Origin of the sequence: uncultured Alsobacter sp., assembly GCF_945952055.1 — a bacterium.
In the GTDB taxonomy this organism is placed as follows: domain Bacteria; phylum Pseudomonadota; class Alphaproteobacteria; order Rhizobiales; family Beijerinckiaceae; genus Alsobacter.
In genome coordinates, this window is sequence record NZ_CAMFHB010000024.1 from 1 (window position 1) to 19,032 (window position 19,032).

Below are 19,032 nucleotides of genomic sequence, written 5' to 3' on the forward strand. Positions count from 1 at the left end.
CCCGAACGAGTGTTCACCATGTCTCCGGTCTGTACACCAAGCCCGGCCATGACGGAGAGATGGTGCGAACTCAAGTGTCCTGGCTGGACGAGCACTGAGTCCACAGGCGGCCGCGTCGATCGACGCACCACCTCTCAGCTGCGCTGCAGCAGCTCGATCCGGACCCCGTCCGGGCCGTCGAAGAAGGCGATCTTCAGGTCGGCGCGCAACTCCGTGATGCCGGAGACGAGCGGGTAGCCGCGCGCGGCGAGGTCGGTCACGGCTGCCTTGATGTCGGGCACGGTAAGGCCGAGGTGCTCGAGGCCGACATGCGGCGGCGTCGCGCCGGCGGGCATGTCCTGGGGGGCCTGCTCGATGAACACCTTCACGCCGCCGAGCTCGATCATGATGCGGCTCGGCGCCGCCGCGTCGCCCACCCGGCCGGTCTCGCGGGCGCCCAGCGCCTCGACATAGAAGCGGGCCGCGGCCACGACGTCGCGGCTGCGCAGGTGGAGGTGGTCGTAGGTGTAGGTCATCGGTTCTGTCCCGCGGTTGCGTTCGATGGGCGCGACCCGGACTTAAGCCACGTCCTCGGTCGACGCCAGCAGCCTTTCGAGATCACCGAGCACGGCCGTGATGTGCCGGTCGAGCAGCGCGCAGGCGCCCTCGATGTCCCCGGCGCGCGCCAGGGCGATCAGCTCGCCATGCTCCTGCTGGGCCCGGCGCCAGGCCTCGCGCGTGGCGAGCTGGAGGCGGGTGTAGCGCTCGCTCGTCTGCAGCAGTCCCGCCACGATGCTCAGCGTGCGGGGCAGGGCGGCGCGTCCGTAGAGCGCCATGTGCAGCCGCGCATTGAGAACGCCCCACTGGCTGGTGTCTCCGCGCGCGATCGCGTCGGCGAAGGCCGCCTGCACCGTGTCGAGATCCTTGAAGTCGTCGGTGTCGAGTTTCGGGATCGAAGCCCGCAGCAACCGTGCTTCCAGCACGCGCCGCAGTGCGAACACGTCGCGCACCTCTTCCGGCGAGAGCCCCGTGACCACCGCGCCGCGGTGAGGGGCGATCTCGATGAGGCCCTCGGCCTCCAGCTGGCGGAAGGCTTCGCGCAGGGGAATGCGGCTCACGCCATAGGAGGCGGCGAGCGCCTCCTGGCGCAGCTGCGTGCCCGGCGGGTGCTCGCCGGCGAGGATAGCCTCCCGCAGGCGATCGACGATCGCTTCCTGCAGGGTCCTGAGCTTCAGCGGCTGCGCGGCCATTTCTATCCTCGAAAAGGGCTCGCCTCGAAAAAGGCCTTGCCTGGATAATGTATACAATCTACAAAAGTGTCAACGCCCACCGCATCCGACCGGGAGACAGACCATGACCAACGTGTTCCAGGGGGTGATCCCCGCGCTGATGACGCCCTGCGGTCCCGACCGCGCGCCCGACTACGTCTCGCTCGTCCGCAAGGCCAGGGAACTCGTCGGCCTCGGCATGTCGGGCGTCGTCTATTGCGGCTCCATGGGCGACTGGCCGCTGCTCACCGACGAACAGCGCATGACCGGCGTCGAGAAGCTGGTCGAGGCCGGCGTCAACGTGATCGTCGGCACGGGCGCGCAGAACCCGATGCGCGCGGCCGCGCTCGCGGCCCACGCCAAGAAGGTGGGGGCGGCGGGTCTCATGGTGATCCCGCGCGTGCTCTCCCGCGGCACCGAGCCGGCCGCGCAGTTCGCGCACTTCGCCGGGATCCTGGAGGCCGCCGTCGACCTTCCGGCGGTGATCTACAACAGCCCCTACTACGGCTTCCAGACCAAGGCCGACCTGTTCTTCGCGCTGAACGCGAAGTACCCGCACCTCGTCGGCTTCAAGGAGTTCGGCTCCAACGAGGCGATGTCCTATGCGGCCGAGTTCATCACCGGGCGCTCGCCCGAGCTCAGCCTCATGGTCGGAGTCGACACCGGCGTCTGCCACGGCTTCGTCTACTGCGGCGCCAAGGGCGCGATCACCGGCATCGGCAACGTCCTGCCGCGCGAGGTGCTCCATCTCGTGTCGCTGTGCCAGAAGGCCCAGGCCGGCGACGTCGTCGCCCGTCGCCGCGCCTTCGAGCTCGAGGCCGCGATGAAGGTGCTCTCCACCTTCGACGAGGGATCGAACCTGGTGCTCTTCTACAAGTACCTGATGGTGCTCACCGGCAACCGCGAGTACGAGCACCACTTCAACCCGTCCGACGCGCTCACCGAAAGCCAGAAGACCTTCGCCCGCAGCCACCTGGAGCTCTTCCAGAGCTGGTATGCGAACTGGGCGAAGACGGACGGCTGATCGCGCAGGAGCCGGCCGGGGCTGCCTCAGGGCAGTCCGGCCGCCTGCAGCATCCCGACCTCGGCGTCGAGCTGCGCCTGGTTGCGGCGGAACTGCGTGTTCCGCCAGCCGGCGACCGTGAAGGTCGGCCGCAGGCCGAGGAAGCGCTCCGCCGTCTGGCGTGCCAGCTCGGGTCTCTCCGTCTGCCGATACGCGATGACGAGATCCGTGAGGCCGAAGCCGGCCGAGCGTGCATCGAAGGCCTTGAAGGCCGCGATGGCCTCGTCGAAACGCCCCGTGAGCCTGTACGCATTGCCGAGGTGGCCGAGATAGTTGGCCGGATAGTGCGGGCTCAACTGCATGGCCCGCTCGATCAGCGGCACCGCCTCCTGCGGATGCCCGGCACAGCACAGGATGAACGAGGCCATCATCGCGGCGTCTGCCGCGCCAGGCGAGCACTCCGTCGCCTTGCGCACATGGGCGATGGCCGCCTCCCAGTCGCCCTCGATCATGCCCAGCATGGCGAAGTCGACATGGGCATCGGGATTTTCGGGATCGACGGCGAGGGCACGGCCCGCGAGCTCCTTGCCCTTGGCGATCGCGGTCGGCCGGTCGTCCCACCATCCGAACCGGGCATCGGCGGCATGCATCAGCCCGGCCATGGCGTTGAGGGCCGGCGCATCCGGGTCGAGCTGCAGGGCCTTGCGCAGGATGGCGAGCGCACGCGAGCAATTGTCCTTCGAGACGGCCGTCCTGTAGAGCGACAGGGCCTGCATCCATAAGGTCCATGCCTCGACGTTCGTGCTCGTCGTGTAGTGGCGCCGGGCCTGCTCGCCTTCCGTCAGCTTCACCTGCATCTCGGTCGCCAGCACGAGCGTGATCTCGTCCTGCACCGCGAAGATGTCGTCGACGGACCGGTCGTAGCGCTCGGCCCAGACATGGTCACCGGTGCGCGTGTCGATGAGCTGGCAGGTGATGCGGATGCGGTTGCCCGCGCGCCTGACGCTGCCCTCCAGCACATGGCGCACGCCGAGCTGCTTGCCGGCCTCGCGCACGTCGACCGACTGGCCCTTGTAGACGAAGCTCGAGTTGCGGGCGATCACGCGCAGGCCGGTGAGCTTCGAAAGGGTGGTGATGATGTCCTCCACCAACCCGTCGGCAAAGAACTCCTGGTCCGGATCTCCGCTCATGTTCTGGAACGGCAGGACCGCGAGCGAGGGCAGTTCGGGCATCGGCACGGCGAGGTTCGCCGGCTGGGCCGGCACGTCCAGCGCCGAGACCTCGGCGATCTCGAGCTGGAACACGCGCACAGGGCGCCCGATGTTCTTGAGCTGGATCTCCCCGGCGTCGGCGAAGGCGGCGCCCACCTTGCCCTGGACCTGACGCCAGACGTCCTCGGAGATGGCGACGCCGCCCGGCGCCGAGACGCCCTCGAGCCGCGCGGCGATGTTCACGCCGTCGCCCAGGAGGTCGGCATCGTCCACCACCACGTCGCCCACATGGATGCCGATGCGCAGCGTCATGCGCTGGTCCGGCGCGAGCCCGGCGTTGCGGGCCGTCATGCCCTGCTGGATCATCACGGCGGACCGCACCGCTCCGACCGAGCTCGAGAACTCCGCGAGCAGGCCGTCCCCCGTCGACTTGATGATCCGGCCCCGTGCCGCCAGCAGTGTCGGGTCGATCAGGTCCCGCCGATGCGCCTTCAGGGCCGCGAGGGTGCCTTCCTCGTTCTGGCTGGTCATGCGGCTGAAGCCGACGACGTCCAGGGCGAGGATGGCTGCCAGACGCCGTTCCACCTACAAGTCGTCGCTCATCAGCCTGCTTTCGTCAGCACGGAAACCGGATCGGGGACTCCCCGTCCGATTTCAAGTCTGGCGAGAGCTATGCCGCATTGCAATCCGAGCGCGCAGCAGCCGGCGGCCGATCCGGTCCACGGCACGCAGACGTGATGACCACGGCGCCCGCCGAACGGGCGCCATGCCGTTGGCTGCCGGCCTTCGCTCGGCGGCTCAGCCTTTCACGAGTGCCTTGGCGGCGGCCTCGACGGCACCGGGGCCGCGCTCGAGGCGTAGCGCCTCCATGGCGGCCTCGATCGTGGCCAGCGTGCCCAGGATCGCCGGCGGGTTCAGGTGCCCCATGTGGCCGATGCGGAAGAGGCCGGCCTCGCGCACCCCGACAGCGCCCGAGGAGAGCGAGATGCCGACGCCCAGCGTCAGGTCGAGCTCGGCATCGCAGTAGGTCCGCAGCGTATTGGCGTCGATGCCGGTCCGGATGGCGCTGACCGCCCAGGAGCGGTTTGCCGGGTCGGGAATGTTCAGCTCCCACGTGCCACCCTTGCCCCAGGCCTCGACCGCGGCGTGCACGGCGCCCGAGAGGCGGCGGTGGCGCTCCCACACGTTCTCCAGGCCTTCCCGTTCGATCATGCCCAGTGCGGCATGGAGACCGAAGAGGTGGTGGGTCGGCGGCGTACCGCAGAAGCGGGCGTGGAAGGCGGTGGGCTCGAGGCGCGGCTCCCAGTCCCAGTAGGGCGTTACGAGCTGGGCGGACTTGCGCGCCCGCCTTGCCTTCTCGCCCACGTAGTTGAGGCCGATGCCGGGCGGCGTCATGAGGCCCTTCTGCGAAGCGGCCACCGTGACGTCGACGCCCCAGGCGTCCATCTCGTAGGGTTCGCAGCCCAGGCTCGCGATGCAGTCCACCAGGAACAGGGCGTCGCTGCCGGCCGCGTCGATGGCGCGGCGTACGCCGAGCACGTCGTTGCGCACCGAGCTCGCCGTGTCGGTCTGCACCATCAGGACGGCCTTGATGCTCTTGTCGCGGCGGAGCGCGTCCTCGACCCGCTGCGGGTCGACCGAGGAGCGGGCGCCGAAGTCGATCTCCTCGATCTCGACCCGCATGGCCCTGGCCATGTCCGCCCAGCCGCGCGCGAAGCGGCCGGTGTAGAGGGCGAGTACCTTGTCGCCCGGCGAGAACAGGTTGATCAGCGCGCCTTCCCAGGCGCCATGGCCGTTGGTGATGTAGATCACGATCCCGGCCTTCTGGGCCCGGGCCACGGCCTTCAACCGCGTCTCGACCTCCAGCGTGACGTCGATCAGCGAGCCCTCGTAGATGTTCGGGGCGTCGCGGTGCATGGCCGAGAGCACCTCGTCCGGCATGGCCGACGGGCCGGGAATGGCCTGGAAGTGACGTCCGCGGGCAAGCGACATGGGCGTGTGTCCTGTAGGGGGGCGAAGGGGCGGCAAGCAACGCGCGAGGCTGTCGGAGAACCACGGCGGCGAGCACGGGTCAATGAAAAACCCCAATTGAAAGCAATGCATGCATTGCTTGATCGGCAGCGGGTCCGATGGAGTTCGAATGGCCAGCATCACCATCCGCCAAGTCGACGACAATCTGAAGCGCCGGCTGCGTGTGCGCGCGGCCAGGAACGGGCGCTCCATGGAGGAAGAGGTGCGTGAGATCTCGCGCGGCGTGGTCGGCGAAGGCGAAACGCAGCGGGGATCAGTCAGTCGGACGCCCAGATCGCGGCGATCGCACGTACGCATCGGGCGCAGCTTGCCACGAGGAATGTGCGGGACTTCGTCGATTGCGATGTCGAGCTCATCGATCCGTGGACCGCGCCAGCCTGACTTGGCGGACGCAGGTCACACCGTGAACGCCGCCTTGAAGGCGGCGATGGCGTCTTCCGGGTCGCCGCTGGCGTAGGCCTCCATGGTGATCGCGCCCGTGTAGCCCATGCCCCGCAGCGCCCGCGCCACGGCCGGCCAGTTGACCTCGCCGGTCCCCGGCTCGAAGCGCCCGGGCACGTCGGCGACCTGGATCTCGCCGATCCAGGGCAGGCAGGCCCGGCAGAGCTCGGTCAGGTTCCCCTCGTCGACCTGCGCATGATAGAGGTCGAGGTTGAGCCGCAGGCGCGGGCTGCCGACGGCGCTGACCAGCGCCAGCGTATCCGCCGCGCGCGCGAACGGCACGCCCGGGTGGTCGACGCGCAGGTTCAGGTTCTCCAGCGTGAAGACGACGTCCTCGGCCTCCGCCAGATCGGCGACGCGCCTGAGCGTATCGAGAGCGGTGAGCCACATCGGTCCGGTGACGGTCTCGATCGGCTGCACGGGAAGGCCGCCGTTGCCCAGCGCTGTGCCCAGGATGTTGAGGCGCGCGACACCCAGCCGCTTGCCGACGGCCGCGGTCTCCCGCGCACTGCGCAGCAGCGTCTGCGCGCCCTCGGCATCGACCAGGCTGCCGGCCATGAAGCCGTTCATGATGCTGAAGCAGGCGCCGGTCTTCTCGAGCGCGGCGATGTCGTGGTTCGGCCAGTTCCACAGGCCGACGCCGAAGCCGAGCTCCTTCAGGCGGTTGACGCGCCACGGCATCGGGCGGTCCTGCCAGATCATCTCGGCGCAAACGGACAGGGCGAACTGCGACATCGCATGTCTCTCCGATACGGGGCCGCGGGCGGCGCGGCGCGAAGGACACATGTCCTCGCACGGGCCGGGCTGCGCCGCCAGTGCCACGGAATTGACGTTCGTCAACAGGCTGCGGCCGTATGGTTAGCGGCCATTCATCTCCGTAACTACTAAGATAGGAATTAAGTTGACCGTCGGAGGATTAAGTTCGTTCGCCCAAGCTTAACCTGGATGTTGCCCAGGCGGTTACACATGCGCATCTTCACGCTGCCACGCTTGGAGGTATCCGATGTTGAAGCGCTTCCGCCACGATGAGAAAGGCGCAGTCATGACCGCGTTCGCGGTCGGAATGATCCCGATCGGGCTCGCGATCGGGGGGGCCGTGGACTTCGCGACGGTCATCAAGCACCGGCAGCAGATGCAGGCCCAGACCGATGCGGCGGCCATCGCGGCGGCCCTGGCGCTGGACGGCGACAAGACGACAATTGCGCAGGCTTTCTTCACCAACACGGCCACGCCCAGCACCGTGACGGCGGTGGCCAACGGCGATCTCGTCACCGTGACCGCGACCAGTACGGTGAAGACCCCGTTCCTATCGATCGCCGGCACCCAATCCATGGCGGCGACGACGAAATCGGTCGCGGCGCGGCTGCGCAGCGGTCCGCCGGCGTGCCTGCTGGCGTTGAACAAGACCGTGTCCGGCGCGATCACGTTCTCCGGCTCGTCCCTGACGGTCGCCAAGGGTTGCTCGATCTACAGCAACTCCAACAGCGACAGCGCCATCTCCGTGGCGGGGTCGGCGAGCGTCACCGCCGACGGGTTCTGTTCGGTCGGCGGCTTCTCGGGCCCGGCCGACATGAACCCCAAGCCGTTCACCCATTGCTATCCCGCCAAGGACCCGTTCGCGGCGGTCGCGACGGCGACGAGCGGCGGCTGCAGCTACAACAACCTCACCGTCCAGCCGAACAAGTCGAAGGCGCTGTCGCCCGGCACCTATTGCGGCGGGCTCGACATCAAGGGCGACGCCACCCTCGACCCCGGCGTCTACATCATCAAGGACGGTGGCCTCGCCATCTCCAGCCAGTCGAACGTGACCGGCAACGGCGTCACTTTCGTGCTCACGGGCAAATCGGCGGGCTTCACCATCAATGGCGGGGCCAACATCGACCTGAAGGCGACGACGTCGGGGTCCTATGCCGGCATCCTGATCTTCCAGGACAGGGCGTCGAATGCCGGCGCCGGGAACACGCTCAACGGCAACTCGTCGACGAAGCTGGCAGGCGCGATCTACACCCCGACCCAGACGGTGACCATCAACGGGTCGGGCACCTTCGGCCAGACCAACACCTACATGCCGATCATCGCCGACCAGATCAAACTGACCGGCAACGCGACCGCGCAGGCCGACGTGACGAAGATGACCTCCGTCGCCGAGATCGCGAAGATCGGCACCTCGGCCATGCTGCTGCAGTGAGCACGGGCGAGGGCCTGGGCTGGATCATGCCGCGCCAAGGCCGAACGCGACGTGTCGGGAGAGGCCCGCGCTAGCGCTGCACGGACGTCATGCCGCCGGCCGGATAGCGCGTCCCGGCGGCGGCCCCGGCGGGAACCGCGGCCGAGATGCGGGCCACGTCCTGCGGACTGAGCGAGACCTTCAGCGCGCCGAGGTTCTCCTCGATGCGGGACCAGTACCGGGTGCCGGGAATGGCCGCCACGTCGTCGCCCTGCGCCAGGAGCCAGGCGAGCGTCAGTTGCGCCGGCGTGCAGCCCTTCTCCGCCGCGATCGCCTCCACCTTCTCCACGAGGGCCCGGTTGGTGCCGAAGTTCTCGGGCTGGAAGCGCGGGTGGGCCGAGCGCCTCCCGTCGATCTGCGACTGCTCCTTGATCGCGCCCGTCAGGAAGCCGCGGCCGAGCGGGCTGTAGGCCACGAAGCCGATGCCGAGGGCGCGGGTGACCGCCCGGGTGGCCTCGGCCTCCTGCCGGTAGAGGAGGGAGAATTCGGTCTGCACCGCGCTGATCGGGTGCACCGCATGGGCGCGGCGGATCGTATCGGGATGGGCTTCCGACAGGCCGAGATAGCGGACCTTGCCGGCCTGCACGAGCCCGGCCATCGCGCCCACCGTCTCCTCGATCGGCACGGACGGGTCCACCCGGTGCTGGTAGTAGAGGTCGATCACGTCGACGCCGAGCCGCTTGAGCGAGGCGTCGCAGGCCTGCCTGACATAGTCGGGCCGGCCGTTGACCCCGTTGGGACCGCCCGGGTTCTGGATCTGGCCGAACTTCGTCGCCAGAACGACCTTGTCGCGAAGACCCTTCAGGGCCTGTCCGAGCACACCCTCGTTGTGCCCCCAGCCATACATGTCGGAACTGTCGAGATGGTCCAGCCCGTGGTCGACGGCGGTGCGGATGAGATCGATCGAGGTGGTGTCGTCGGCATCCCCGTAGGTGCCCGACAGCGACATGCAGCCCAGCCCGATGGCGGAGACGGACAGGCCCTGGGTTCCCAGGGTGCGATGGGGCAGCGTGCTCATGATGCTCTCTCCGAGGATGGATGGCCGCAGCATCCCCCAGCCGCCGGAGCGCGGCAACCGCTCAAAACTTAACCCAGATCAAGAACGGTATTGCGAATTGCGGGGACGGCTGCGACATGGGGTGCGACATCGCTTTCGCGACGCAAATGCACGCCAAAGCTGCAGCTCGGCATTCGCTTTACCGATTGTTTGTACGTGTCGCCTACGCAAATAGCCGTACGCAGATCCACTTACGTATGTCTACGGACCGAATGCGACGTCGACCGGACTGGGAGAGCCCCGGCCCGGCGAGAGCGATCGGCCGCGTCCTTCACCGTGAATTCGACCTAAGGAGCGAGGAGCGTATGCAGACCGAACCGTCCAGCCTCGATCTCGAAGCCAGGCTGAGTTTCTATACGATCGACGAGGCTGCCGCGAAGGCCCTTCGGTCCGCATCGGACGTGGTGAAGCGGGAGCTTCCCGTTGCCCTCGACAAGTTCTACCGGCACGTGCAGGGGTTCGAGCAGGCCCGCCGCTTCTTCAAGTCCCAGACCATGATGGACGGGGCCCGGTCCCGCCAGGTCGGCCATTGGGACATGCTCATGACGGGCACGTTCAACGAGGCTTACGGCAAGGGCGTCCGGGCGGTCGGCATGACCCACGCCCGCATCGGCCTCGAGCCTCGCTGGTACGTGGGCGGTTACGCCGTCATCCTCTCGCACCTCATCGAGGCGATCGTCGGCCAGAAGGACGGGGCGTCCTCGTGGTTCGGCAGGGGCAAGAGCGACGGCGACAAGGCCGCGATGCTGTCCGCGCTGTCCAAGGCGGTGTTGCTCGACATCGACCTCGCCATCAGCGTCTACATCGAGGCCGCCGAAACCGCCCGCCGCAAGGCCGAGGAGGAGCAGGCCGTGGCCGCCCGCAAGGCGATCGACGAGGCCCAGCAGCAGGTCGTCGACCTGTTCGGGGCGGCGTTCACGGCCATGGCCGCCGGCGATCTCACGGTGCGCATCGACACCGAGGTGCCCCCCGTGTTCGAGCGCCTGAAGACGGATTTCAACGAAGCCGCCGAGCGGCTCGGGCAGTCGATCGCGCCGTCGGCGACGTGGCGCGGGACATCCACAGCGCCGCGAGCGAGATCGGCGTCGGCGCCCACGACCTCGCCGCCCGGACCGAGCAGCAGGCCTCCTCGCTCGAGGAGACCGCCGCCACGACGGAACAGCTCGCCGCGTCGGTCAAGACGACCGCCGCCTCGAGCCGCGACGCGGTGGCGAAGGCCGAGGAGGCCCGCGGCATCGCCGAGGATGGCGGCCGCACGGTCAAGACGGCCGTCGAGGCCATGGCCAAGATCGAGCAGGTCTCGTCCAAGATCACCGACATCACGGCCGTGATCGACGAGATCGCGTTCCAGACCAACCTGCTCGCGCTCAACGCCGCCGTGGAGGCGGCTCGCGCCGGGGATGCGGGCAAGGGCTTCGCGGTGGTGGCGTCGGAAGTGCGCACGCTGGCCCAGCGCGCCGGCGAGGCGGCGCGCGACATCAAGGACCTGATCGGCACGTCGGTGAACGAGGTGGCCGAGGGCGTGAAGCTCGTCAACGCGGCCGGCAAGGTCCTGGACCGCATCGTCTCGGCCTCCAACGAGGCCGCGGCGACGGTGGGCGACATCTCCGCGGCCGCCTCCGAGCAGGCCAGCGGCATCGACGAGATGAGCCAGGCCATCGCGCATCTCGACGGCATGACGCAGCAGAACGCGGCGCTCGCCGAGGAAAGCTCGGCCTCCGCCACCACGCTCGGTCAGCAGGTCGAGCGGCTGTCCGACCTCGTCGCCCAGTTCAAGACGCCCGCCGCCGCCGCGCGCTTCGGCGCGGTGCGGGCGGCGCTCTCGGCCGCGCCGCAATGGGAGGCCGAGCGCGGCCAGCCGGCGCGATCCGGGGCCGGTCGTCCGAAGCAGTTTGCCCGCGCCCGCGGCTGACCGCGGCGGCGGCTCACCAGAAAGCCTCGCCCGACATGGCGACCGGCCCGCCCTCGCGGGCCGTCCAGAGGGCGAGGCGACCATCGGCGAGGGGACCGGCATGGATGCCGATCGTCTCGCCGTCCGACACCGGCGATTGGCCGCGGTAGGTGAAGCGGGCCGGCGTGCGCCCGGCCACCCGCGCGGCCATGTGGCAGAGCCACGTCGCCTGCAGCGGCCCGTGGACCACGAGGCCCGCATAGCCTTCGTCCTCCACGGCATATCGGCGGTCGTAGTGGATGCGGTGGCCGTTGAAGGTCAGCGCCGAATAGCGGAACAGCAGGGTGGGCGTGGCGACGATCCGTGCCGTGGTCTGGCCCGCGGGCGCCGGCACGAAGGCCTTGGACGCCGGCGCGACCGGCGTGGCGTCCCGGTAGACGATCGTCTGGATCTCGTCGATCGCGGCCGTGCCGCCCGTCTCCAGGACATGATGCACCGAGACGAAGCAGAGCCGCCCGGTGCGGCCCTCCTTGATCGTCACGTCCGCGATCCGCGATCGGCGCAGGACGGTGTCGCCGACGCACAGGTCGCGGTGGAACGTCACGTCGCCGCCGGCCCACATGCGGCGGGGCAGGGGAACGGGCGGCAGGAAGCCGCCCTTGCGGGGATGACCGTCGGGCCCGAGCACGTCCAAGGGCAGCGCCGGTTGTGCCAGGCAGAAATGCAGGAGCGGCGGCACCGCTTCGCCCACCTGCGGAACGGGCGTTCCCAGCGTCACGGCGAACTTGCGCGCCAGGTCTTCGGTGACGACGTCCCGCGCCACCTCCTCGCGGCCGACCCACGACTTGAGAAGGCTCTCGTCGAGGGGCGGCGGATCGCTCACGGGGGCAGGTCCTGTCGCGTGGGCGCCGGCGGGGCTGGCTGCTCCGCCGGCTTCAGGTGAACGCCTTACTTCACGCCCTTCAGCACCAGGTTCAGGTACATGCGCCCGTCGGGCCGCGCCTCGTAGGACAGGCGGTCGGACACGCCGTAGAGGGTGGGCTCGGTGAACATCCAGATCACCGGGGCCTGCTCCGCCACGTAGGCCTCGGCGTCCCAGCACATCTTCTGCCACTTCGACTGGTCGAATTCCTGGTTGAAGGCCTTGAACATGGCCTCGAACTTGTCGTCGACCCAGCTCATGCGGTTGGAGCCGCTGTCCTTCTGCACCAGCAGCAGGTCGCCCTGGCAGGTGTAGTCGGGACCGGACGAGGAGTTCATCAGGTCGCGGTAGCCGGCGCCCTGCTTGGCGCGCATCTGCGAGTTGATGGCGTTGTCGATGACGCGCAGGTCCTTGATCTCGATGCCGACGGCCTTCCAGCTGTCGGCCATCACCTGCGCGATCTCCTTGTCGTTCAGGTAGGAGCCGTTGGTGGTGTCGAAGTCGAGCGCCAGGCGCACGCCGTCCTTCACCCGGATGCCGTCCTTGCCGGGCACCCAGCCGGCGGCGTCCAGCAGCGCCTTGGCCTTGGCGGGGTCATAGGCGAAGGGCTTCAGGCCCGGGTTGTTGTAGGGCGTGTTGATGAGGTCGATGTTGCACTTCGCCATGCCGCCCATGAGCGCCGAGGCGATCTCCTCGCAGTTCACGGCGTGGTTCATGGCCTGGCGGACCCGCACGTCGGCGAGCGCGGGATGGCGGCCCTGCTTGATGGCCACGAACAGGCGACGGTAGCTCGGCGCCACGATGACCTTCATGCCCGGCGTCTTGTCGAGGCTGGGCTTCAGGTCGGCCGGCACGCCGACCATCAGGTCGGCCGAGCCCGCCTTCAGCTCGCTGATGCGGGTCGCGACTTCCGGCACCGCCTTGACGATCACGTCGTCCACCGGCGGCTTGCCTAGCCGGTACTTGTCGAAGGCCTTGAGCACGACGCCCTGTCCAGCCTTGTAGGACACGAACTTGTAGCCGCCGGCGCCGACCGGCGCGAACGCCACCTTCTCCGGCGGGTTCTCGGTGTAGTACTTCGGCGGCAGGAGCGAGAGCTCCGGGTTGACCATGTGCGCGGTGATGACCGGATCCGGCTCGCTCATGTTGAGCTTCACGGTGAGGTCGTCGACCTTCTCCATCGTCTTGTACTTGAGCGCGCCCAAGGCGAAGGTCAGGTCGCCCTTTCCCTCGGCGAAAAGCTTCTTCGCCCTGTCGAACGTGAAGACCGCCGCGTCGGCGTTGATCGGCTCGCCGTTGTGGAAGGTCAGGCCCGGGCGGATCTTGATCTCCCAGGTGAGCGGGTCGAGCATCTTGATCGACTCGGCGATGGCCGGGACGACCTTGCCCTGGTTGTCGAGCCGGAAGAGCGTCTCGTGAATGGTCAGGATCAGGTGGGCGTCGGCCTGCGTGAACATCGGGTCCATGCTCACCGGCTCCGCGTTCAGGAGCACCACCACCGGCTTGTCGGCGGCGCGCGCGGCGGGAGCGACGGTGGCCAGGCCGAGGCCGAGCGCGATCAGTGAGGAGCGGAGCAGGCGGATCTGGTTCATCGCGGGGTCCTGTTCAGGCAGGAGGTTGCGGGAAAACTATAGGATGTTCTTGAGGCGCGGGTCGAGGAAGTCCCTCAACCAGTCGCCCAGCAAGTTGATCGACAGCACCGTCAGCGAAATCGCCAGACCTGCGGGAATGGTCAGCCATTCGGCGATGCCGATATATTGCCGTCCGTCGGCCAGCATCGTCCCCCAGCTCGGCACCGAGGGAGACACGCCGACGCCCAGGAAGCTGAGCGAGGCTTCGGCCACGATGTTGCTGGCCATGGTGAAGCTCGCCACCACGATCACCGGACTCCAGACGTTGGGCAGGATGTGCTGGAACAGGATGCGCCATTGGCGCTCGCCGGTGGCGCGCGCGGCCAGCACGAACTCCTCCTGCTTGATGGCGAGCACCTGGCCGCGCACGATCCGTCCGTACTGCACCCAGCCGGTGAGCCCCAGCACCAGGATCAGCTTGTCGAGGCCGCTGCCCAGCACGGCCATGATGGCCAAGGCCAGCAGAATGGTGGGGAAGGAGAGCTGGATGTCGGCGATGCGCATGACGATGTCGTCGACCACGCCGCCGAAATAGCCGGAGACGAGCCCCAGCAAGAGGCCGATCACGCCCGAGATCGCCAGCGCCGACACCGCGACGATGAGCGACACGCGGGCGCCGTAGATGAGGCGGCTGAGCACGTCGCGGCCGAGCGCGTCGGTGCCGAGCCAGAAGGTGGCACCCGCCGAATTGACCCAGCCGGGGGGCTTGAGCCGCTGGATGAGCTTGATCGCGAAGGGATCGTTGGGCGCCAGCCACGGCGCCCCGAGCGCGGCGATGAGGACGACGGCGAGCACGATGGCGCTCACGACGGCGGCCTTGCTCCCCACGAAGCGCTTCAGGAGGCGGCTGCGCCGCGGCTTCGGCGCAACGGTCGCGGGGGCGGGGGCGAGATCGGCGTCCGCGCTCATCGTCAGCCTCCCAGCCGGATGCGCGGATCGACCCAGACATAGACGAGGTCGATGAGCAGGTTCACGCCGGCGAAAATCAGCGCCAGCATGATCACGCCGGCCTGCACCACGAAGAAGTCCTTCGAGCCGATGGCGGCGACGATCTCGCGCCCGACGCCCGGCCAACCGAAGATCGTCTCGACGATCACCGATCCGCCCAGCAGGAAGCCGAGCTCGAGCCCCACCGCGGTGACGATGGGCAGCAGCGAGTTGCGCAGCACGTGGGCGTAGACCACGCGGCGCTCGCTGATGCCCTTGGCGCGGGCCGTGCGCACGAAGTCGCGCTGCATGAAGTCGAGCATGGACGAGCGCGTCAGCCGCATGTTGCGCGCCATGGGAAACGCGGCCAGCGTGATCCCCGGCATGACCAGGTGCTTCCAGGTGCCGCTGCCGGAGATGGGCAGCCACTTGAGCTCCACCCCGAAGAACAGGATCAGCAGGATGCCGAGCCAGAAGCTCGGGATCGACTGGCCGGCGAGCGTCAGGGCCGTCACGGCGTGGTCCACCGTCGTGTTCGGCCGGGTCGCCGACAGCACGCCGAGGGGAATGGAGATCACGAGCGACAGCACGAAGGCGAAGGCGGCGAGCTGGATGGTGGCCGGCAGCTTGTCGACGATGACCTCGTAGGCCGGCTGGTGGCGGATGAACGAGTACCCGAAATCGCCCTGCAGCGCCTTGCCGACGAAGCTCGCATACTGGACGAGCCAGGGCCGGTCGAAGCCCATCTTCGCCCGGAACTCCTGGATCTGGTCGACCGTCATCCGGTCCGCTCCGTCGCCCAGGATCACCTCCGTCGGGTCGCCCGTGAGGAACAGGAGCCCGAAGGCGACGATGCTCACGCCGAACACGACGATGACGGACTGGGCCAACCGGCGCAGGACGTAGCGCATGGTCAGCGGCCTCCCGCGGTCCAGCGATGGGGACGGAAGCTTCGTCGCTCCTTGGTCGTTCGACGGATTGACCCTGGGCTGATCGGCGGCATCCCCCTCCCGCGTCCTGCCCGGGCTTGGCCCGGGCATCCACGACTTTGCCGGGGCCGCGCCGAAGTCGTGGGTGGCCGGGCCAAGCCCGGCCATGACGGCGGAGAGGGGAGCGCCCGCTCGGGACCAGCGCAGCCCTGGAGCGCTTCATGAAGGGGGCAGGCATCGCGCCGCGCGTTCATACCAGGTGACATGCCACGAAATGTCCGGGTTCGGCCTCGCGGAAGGCCGGCTCTTCCTGCCGGCAGCGGGCGGTGGCGAGGGGGCAGCGCGTCGAAAAGCGGCAGCCGGGCGGTGGGTTGGCGGGGCTCGGCACGTCGCCCTCCAGCAGGATGCGCTGGCGCGCGCGCTCCAGCACCGGATCGGGGATCGGAATCGCCGACAGGAGGGCCTGCGTATAGGGATGCAGCGGCCGCGCGTAGAGTTCGGCGCTGGAGGTGAGCTCGACGAGCTTGCCGAGATACATCACCGCCACGCGGGTGGAGAGGTAGCGCACCATGCTGAGGTCGTGCGCGATGAACAGATAGGTGAGCCCGCGCTCCTCGCGCAGCCGCTCGAGCAGGTTCACGATCTGCGCCTGGATCGACACGTCGAGCGCCGAGATCGGCTCGTCGCAGACGATGAGGTCCGGATTGGTCGCCAGCGCCCGCGCGATGCCGATGCGCTGCCGCTGGCCGCCGGAGAACTCGTGCGGATAGCGGTCCCGCAGGCTCGGGTTCAGGCCCACCGTCTCCATGAGCGTGGCGACCGTGCCGCGTTCGTCCGCATCGCCTCGCGTGACGCCGTGCACGCGCAGGGGCCTGGCGATGATCTCCCCGACCCGCATCTGCGGATTGAGTGAGGCATAGGGGTCCTGGAAGATCATCTGCATGTGCCGGCGCGTCCGCCGCAGTGCTTCCGGCTCCTGCGTGACGAGGTCGGTGCCGCGGAAGGCGACGCGGCCGGCGGTCGGGCGGGTGAGCTGCAGGATGGCCCGGCCCGCCGTGGTCTTGCCGCAGCCGCTCTCGCCGACCATGCCGAGCGTCTCGCCCTTGGCGATGGTGAAGCTGATCCCGTCCACGGCCTTGATCGCGCCGGTGGTCCGGCCGAGGAGCCCGCTGCGGATGGGGAAGTGGACGGCGAGGCCGTCCACCGCGACGAGAGCCGCCTCGCTCATGGCCGGCTCTCCGCCGACAGCCGATCGTGCCAGCAGGCCACGGCATGGCCGGCGGCGACGGTGACCAGCGCGGGGTTCTCCGCCCGGCAGCGGTCCGTGGCGAAGGTGCAGCGTGGCGCAAAGGGACATCCTGTCGGCGGCCCCATCAGCACCGGAGGCAATCCGCCGATCGCCTTGAGCGTCTGCCGTGCGCCCGCGTCCAGGCGCGGCAGCGAGCCCAGGAGGCCGACCGTGTAGGGATGGGCCGGCCGCGCATAGAGGTCGTCGACCGTCGCCGTCTCGATGATGAAGCCGGCATACATCACCGCCACCCGGTCGGCGAGCCGCGCCACCACGCCGAGGTCGTGCGAGATCCAGATCACCGCGGTGCCGAGCTCGCTCTGCAGCCGCTTCACCAGCTCGACGATCTGCGCCTGAATGGTGACGTCGAGCGCCGTCGTGGGTTCGTCGGCGATGATGAGCTCGGGCGAGCAGGACAGCGCCATGGCGATCATGACGCGCTGGCGCATGCCGCCGGAGAACTGGTGCGGGTAGTCGTCGAGCCGCGAGGCCGGGGCGGGGATGCCCACCATCGCCAGGAGCTCCGCCGCGCGGGTGCGGGCCTGCCGCGCCGTGAGCGCCTCGTGCGCCGTGAGGCTCTCGACCAGCTGGTCGCCGACGCGCATCACCGGGTTGAGCGACGTCATCGGGTCCTGGAAGATGACGCCGATCTCCTGGCCGCGCACCTTGCGCAGCGCCGCGTCGTCGAGGCCGAGCAGGTCCACGCCCTTGAAGCGGATGCTGCCGCCGGCGATTCGACCGGGCGGGGAGGGGATGAGCCGCAGGATCGACAGGACTCCGACGGTCTTGCCGCTGCCGCTCTCGCCCACGATGGCGAGACATTCGCCGCGATCGACCTCGTAGGAGATGCCGTTCAGCGCATGCACCACGCCCTCGACCGTGTGGAAGCGCGTCTCCAGGGCGTTCACCTCGAGAAGTTTCGGCACGGATCCTCGAAGCGGCGGAAAGGGGACTGACGGGCGCGCCGGCAGGTTAGGACCGGCGGCGCGGCCGAACAACCGCGCTCGAGGGGTAGGTCGCGCATGGCGGACATGCATCGCGCTCTGCGCACTGGTCGCGGCGCCTGCGGCCTGCGACGATGCGGGTCGAACCTCGCCACGCCGGAACTCCCATGACACGCACGCCCGTCCAAGGTCCCCTCACCATCCTGGTCGCTTCGCCGCTCGAGCACGAGCACGTCGCCCGCATCCAGGCCTCCGATCCCGCGGTGCGCGTCATCCACGAGCCGGACCTCCTCGGCGTTCCCCGCTACGTCGCCGACCACAACGGGCATCCGCGCACGCTCACCGCCGCGCAGAAGGAGCACTGGGCCGGTCTCCTGGCGCAGGCCGACATTCTCTTCGACTTCGACCGGGCGAACGCCGCCGACCTGCCGCGCCTCGCGCCCCGGCTGCGCTGGGTGCAGGCCACGAGTTCGGGAATCGGCGAGTTCGTGCGGCGCACGGGGCTCGACCGCTCGTCGATCCTGTTCACGACCGCCGCGGGCGTGCACGCCCGCCCGTTGACCGAGTTCGTCATGCTCGGGCTGCTCCACTTCTTCCGCGGCATCCCGCACCTCACGGCCATGAAGGCGAAGAAGCACTGGGAGCGCTACACGGTCGAGGGGCTCGAGGGAAAGCGCGTGCTCATCGTCGGCCTCGGCCAGGTCGGGCGCGAGGCCGCCCGCCAGTGTGCCGCCTTCGGCATGGACGTCTGGGGCACGCGTCGCAGCCCGGGCGGCGAAATGCCGGAGGGCGTCACCCGCTGGGTGGCCCAAAGCGAGATTCGCGCGGCCCTGCCGCATGTGGATGCGCTGGTGCTGTCCTGCCCGCTGACCGAGGAAACCAAGGGCCTCATCGGGGCCGCAGACATCGCGGCCCTGAAGCCGGGCGCCGTGATCGTCAACATCGCCCGCGGCCAAGTCATCGACGAACCCGCCATGACCGCCGCGCTCGCCAGCGGCCACATCCGCGGCGCCGCCCTCGACGTGTTCGCCACCGAGCCGCTGCCCAAGGACAACCCGCTCTGGGACATGCCCAACGTGATCGTGTCGCCCCATTCGGCGAGCACCGTCGACGCCGAGAACCACCGCATCGTGGATCTCTTCCTCGACAACCTCCAGCGGTTCAGGGACGGGCGGCCGATGCGCAACCAGTTCGACGCGGCACGGGGGTATTGAGGCCTCCTCGACCGCGGTGTGGGCGCGCCGGGCCGGCGGCCCTGTATTCCCGGAGGGCTGACTTGCTAC

At 69.0% G+C, this 19,032-nt stretch carries 17 protein-coding genes; 5 read left to right on the forward strand and 12 right to left on the reverse strand.

All coding sequences use genetic code 11. The annotated features are described in order from the left end of the window. Positions 1 to 134: 134 nt before the first annotated feature. Positions 135 to 515: a VOC family protein gene (locus Q0Q47_RS17740; RefSeq protein ID WP_293862756.1), complete on the reverse strand. Its 381-nt coding sequence runs from the start codon at positions 513 to 515 to the stop codon at positions 135 to 137. Between the two features lie 42 nt (positions 516 to 557). Next, a complete protein-coding gene (locus tag Q0Q47_RS17745; RefSeq protein WP_293862758.1) occupies positions 558 to 1,229 on the reverse strand; it encodes a GntR family transcriptional regulator in 672 nt (223 codons plus the stop codon). Positions 1,230 to 1,332: 103 nt separating this feature from the next. On the opposite strand from Q0Q47_RS17745, the gene Q0Q47_RS17750 reads away from it, so the two are divergent. After that, positions 1,333 to 2,271 (forward strand): dihydrodipicolinate synthase family protein, encoded by a 939-nt coding sequence (locus tag Q0Q47_RS17750; RefSeq protein WP_293862760.1) that lies wholly within the window; start codon positions 1,333 to 1,335, stop codon positions 2,269 to 2,271. Between the two features lie 26 nt (positions 2,272 to 2,297). On the opposite strand, the gene Q0Q47_RS17755 is transcribed toward Q0Q47_RS17750, so the two are convergent. The 3 genes from Q0Q47_RS17755 to Q0Q47_RS17770 form a co-directional block, all read right to left on the reverse strand. Continuing rightward, positions 2,298 to 4,046 (reverse strand): adenylate/guanylate cyclase domain-containing protein, encoded by a 1,749-nt coding sequence (locus tag Q0Q47_RS17755; RefSeq protein WP_293862762.1) that lies wholly within the window; start codon positions 4,044 to 4,046, stop codon positions 2,298 to 2,300. Between the two features lie 213 nt (positions 4,047 to 4,259). Further along, positions 4,260 to 5,453, reverse strand: a complete 1,194-nt coding sequence (locus Q0Q47_RS17760) for an aminotransferase class V-fold PLP-dependent enzyme (protein ID WP_293862764.1) — start codon at positions 5,451 to 5,453, stop codon at positions 4,260 to 4,262. A gap of 435 nt (positions 5,454 to 5,888) precedes the next feature. Beyond that, the gene (locus tag Q0Q47_RS17770) at positions 5,889 to 6,668 is read right to left on the reverse strand and encodes a TIM barrel protein (protein WP_293862766.1); all 780 of its coding nucleotides are present in this window, start codon (positions 6,666 to 6,668) and stop codon (positions 5,889 to 5,891) included. 307 nt (positions 6,669 to 6,975) lie between these two features. Between Q0Q47_RS17770 and Q0Q47_RS17775 the strand changes: the two genes are divergently transcribed. Beyond that, the gene (locus Q0Q47_RS17775; protein ID WP_293862768.1) at positions 6,976 to 8,121 is read left to right on the forward strand and encodes a pilus assembly protein TadG-related protein; all 1,146 of its coding nucleotides are present in this window, start codon (positions 6,976 to 6,978) and stop codon (positions 8,119 to 8,121) included. Positions 8,122 to 8,191: 70 nt separating this feature from the next. Here the strand turns inward: Q0Q47_RS17775 and Q0Q47_RS17780 are convergent, their stop codons facing one another. Next, the gene (locus Q0Q47_RS17780; RefSeq protein WP_293862770.1) at positions 8,192 to 9,178 is read right to left on the reverse strand and encodes an aldo/keto reductase; all 987 of its coding nucleotides are present in this window, start codon (positions 9,176 to 9,178) and stop codon (positions 8,192 to 8,194) included. Between the two features lie 20 nt (positions 9,179 to 9,198). On the opposite strand from Q0Q47_RS17780, the gene Q0Q47_RS17785 reads away from it, so the two are divergent. Both Q0Q47_RS17785 and Q0Q47_RS17790 read left to right on the forward strand, forming a co-directional pair. Next, positions 9,199 to 10,548 (forward strand): protoglobin domain-containing protein, encoded by a 1,350-nt coding sequence (locus tag Q0Q47_RS17785; RefSeq protein WP_293862772.1) that lies wholly within the window; start codon positions 9,199 to 9,201, stop codon positions 10,546 to 10,548. Continuing rightward, a complete protein-coding gene (locus Q0Q47_RS17790; RefSeq protein WP_293862906.1) occupies positions 10,452 to 11,129 on the forward strand; it encodes a methyl-accepting chemotaxis protein in 678 nt (225 codons plus the stop codon). The genes Q0Q47_RS17785 and Q0Q47_RS17790 overlap by 97 nt, the downstream gene beginning before the upstream one ends. Before the next feature lie 13 nt (positions 11,130 to 11,142). Here the strand turns inward: Q0Q47_RS17790 and Q0Q47_RS17795 are convergent, their stop codons facing one another. From Q0Q47_RS17795 to Q0Q47_RS17820, 6 genes are all read right to left on the reverse strand, one after another. Continuing rightward, positions 11,143 to 11,991: a MaoC family dehydratase N-terminal domain-containing protein gene (locus Q0Q47_RS17795; protein WP_293862774.1), complete on the reverse strand. Its 849-nt coding sequence runs from the start codon at positions 11,989 to 11,991 to the stop codon at positions 11,143 to 11,145. A gap of 65 nt (positions 11,992 to 12,056) precedes the next feature. Then, positions 12,057 to 13,622, reverse strand: coding sequence for an ABC transporter substrate-binding protein (locus Q0Q47_RS17800; RefSeq protein WP_293862776.1), 1,566 nt, complete (start codon positions 13,620 to 13,622; stop codon positions 12,057 to 12,059). A 36-nt stretch (positions 13,623 to 13,658) separates the two neighbouring features. Continuing rightward, positions 13,659 to 14,570: an ABC transporter permease gene (locus tag Q0Q47_RS17805; RefSeq protein WP_293862778.1), complete on the reverse strand. Its 912-nt coding sequence runs from the start codon at positions 14,568 to 14,570 to the stop codon at positions 13,659 to 13,661. 2 nt (positions 14,571 to 14,572) lie between these two features. Continuing rightward, entirely contained in the window at positions 14,573 to 15,499 is a 927-nt protein-coding gene (locus Q0Q47_RS17810; protein WP_293862780.1) for an ABC transporter permease, read from the reverse strand. Between the two features lie 268 nt (positions 15,500 to 15,767). Beyond that, on the reverse strand, positions 15,768 to 16,745 hold the full coding sequence (locus Q0Q47_RS17815) for an ABC transporter ATP-binding protein (RefSeq protein ID WP_293862782.1): 978 nt from the start codon (positions 16,743 to 16,745) through the stop codon (positions 15,768 to 15,770). Continuing rightward, entirely contained in the window at positions 16,742 to 17,731 is a 990-nt protein-coding gene (locus Q0Q47_RS17820) for an ABC transporter ATP-binding protein (RefSeq protein WP_293862784.1), read from the reverse strand. The genes Q0Q47_RS17815 and Q0Q47_RS17820 overlap by 4 nt, the downstream gene beginning before the upstream one ends. A gap of 185 nt (positions 17,732 to 17,916) precedes the next feature. Here Q0Q47_RS17820 and Q0Q47_RS17825 point away from each other — a divergent pair, with 185 nt between their 5' ends. After that, positions 17,917 to 18,963 (forward strand): D-2-hydroxyacid dehydrogenase, encoded by a 1,047-nt coding sequence (locus Q0Q47_RS17825; RefSeq protein WP_293862786.1) that lies wholly within the window; start codon positions 17,917 to 17,919, stop codon positions 18,961 to 18,963. Positions 18,964 to 19,032 lie beyond the last annotated feature (69 nt).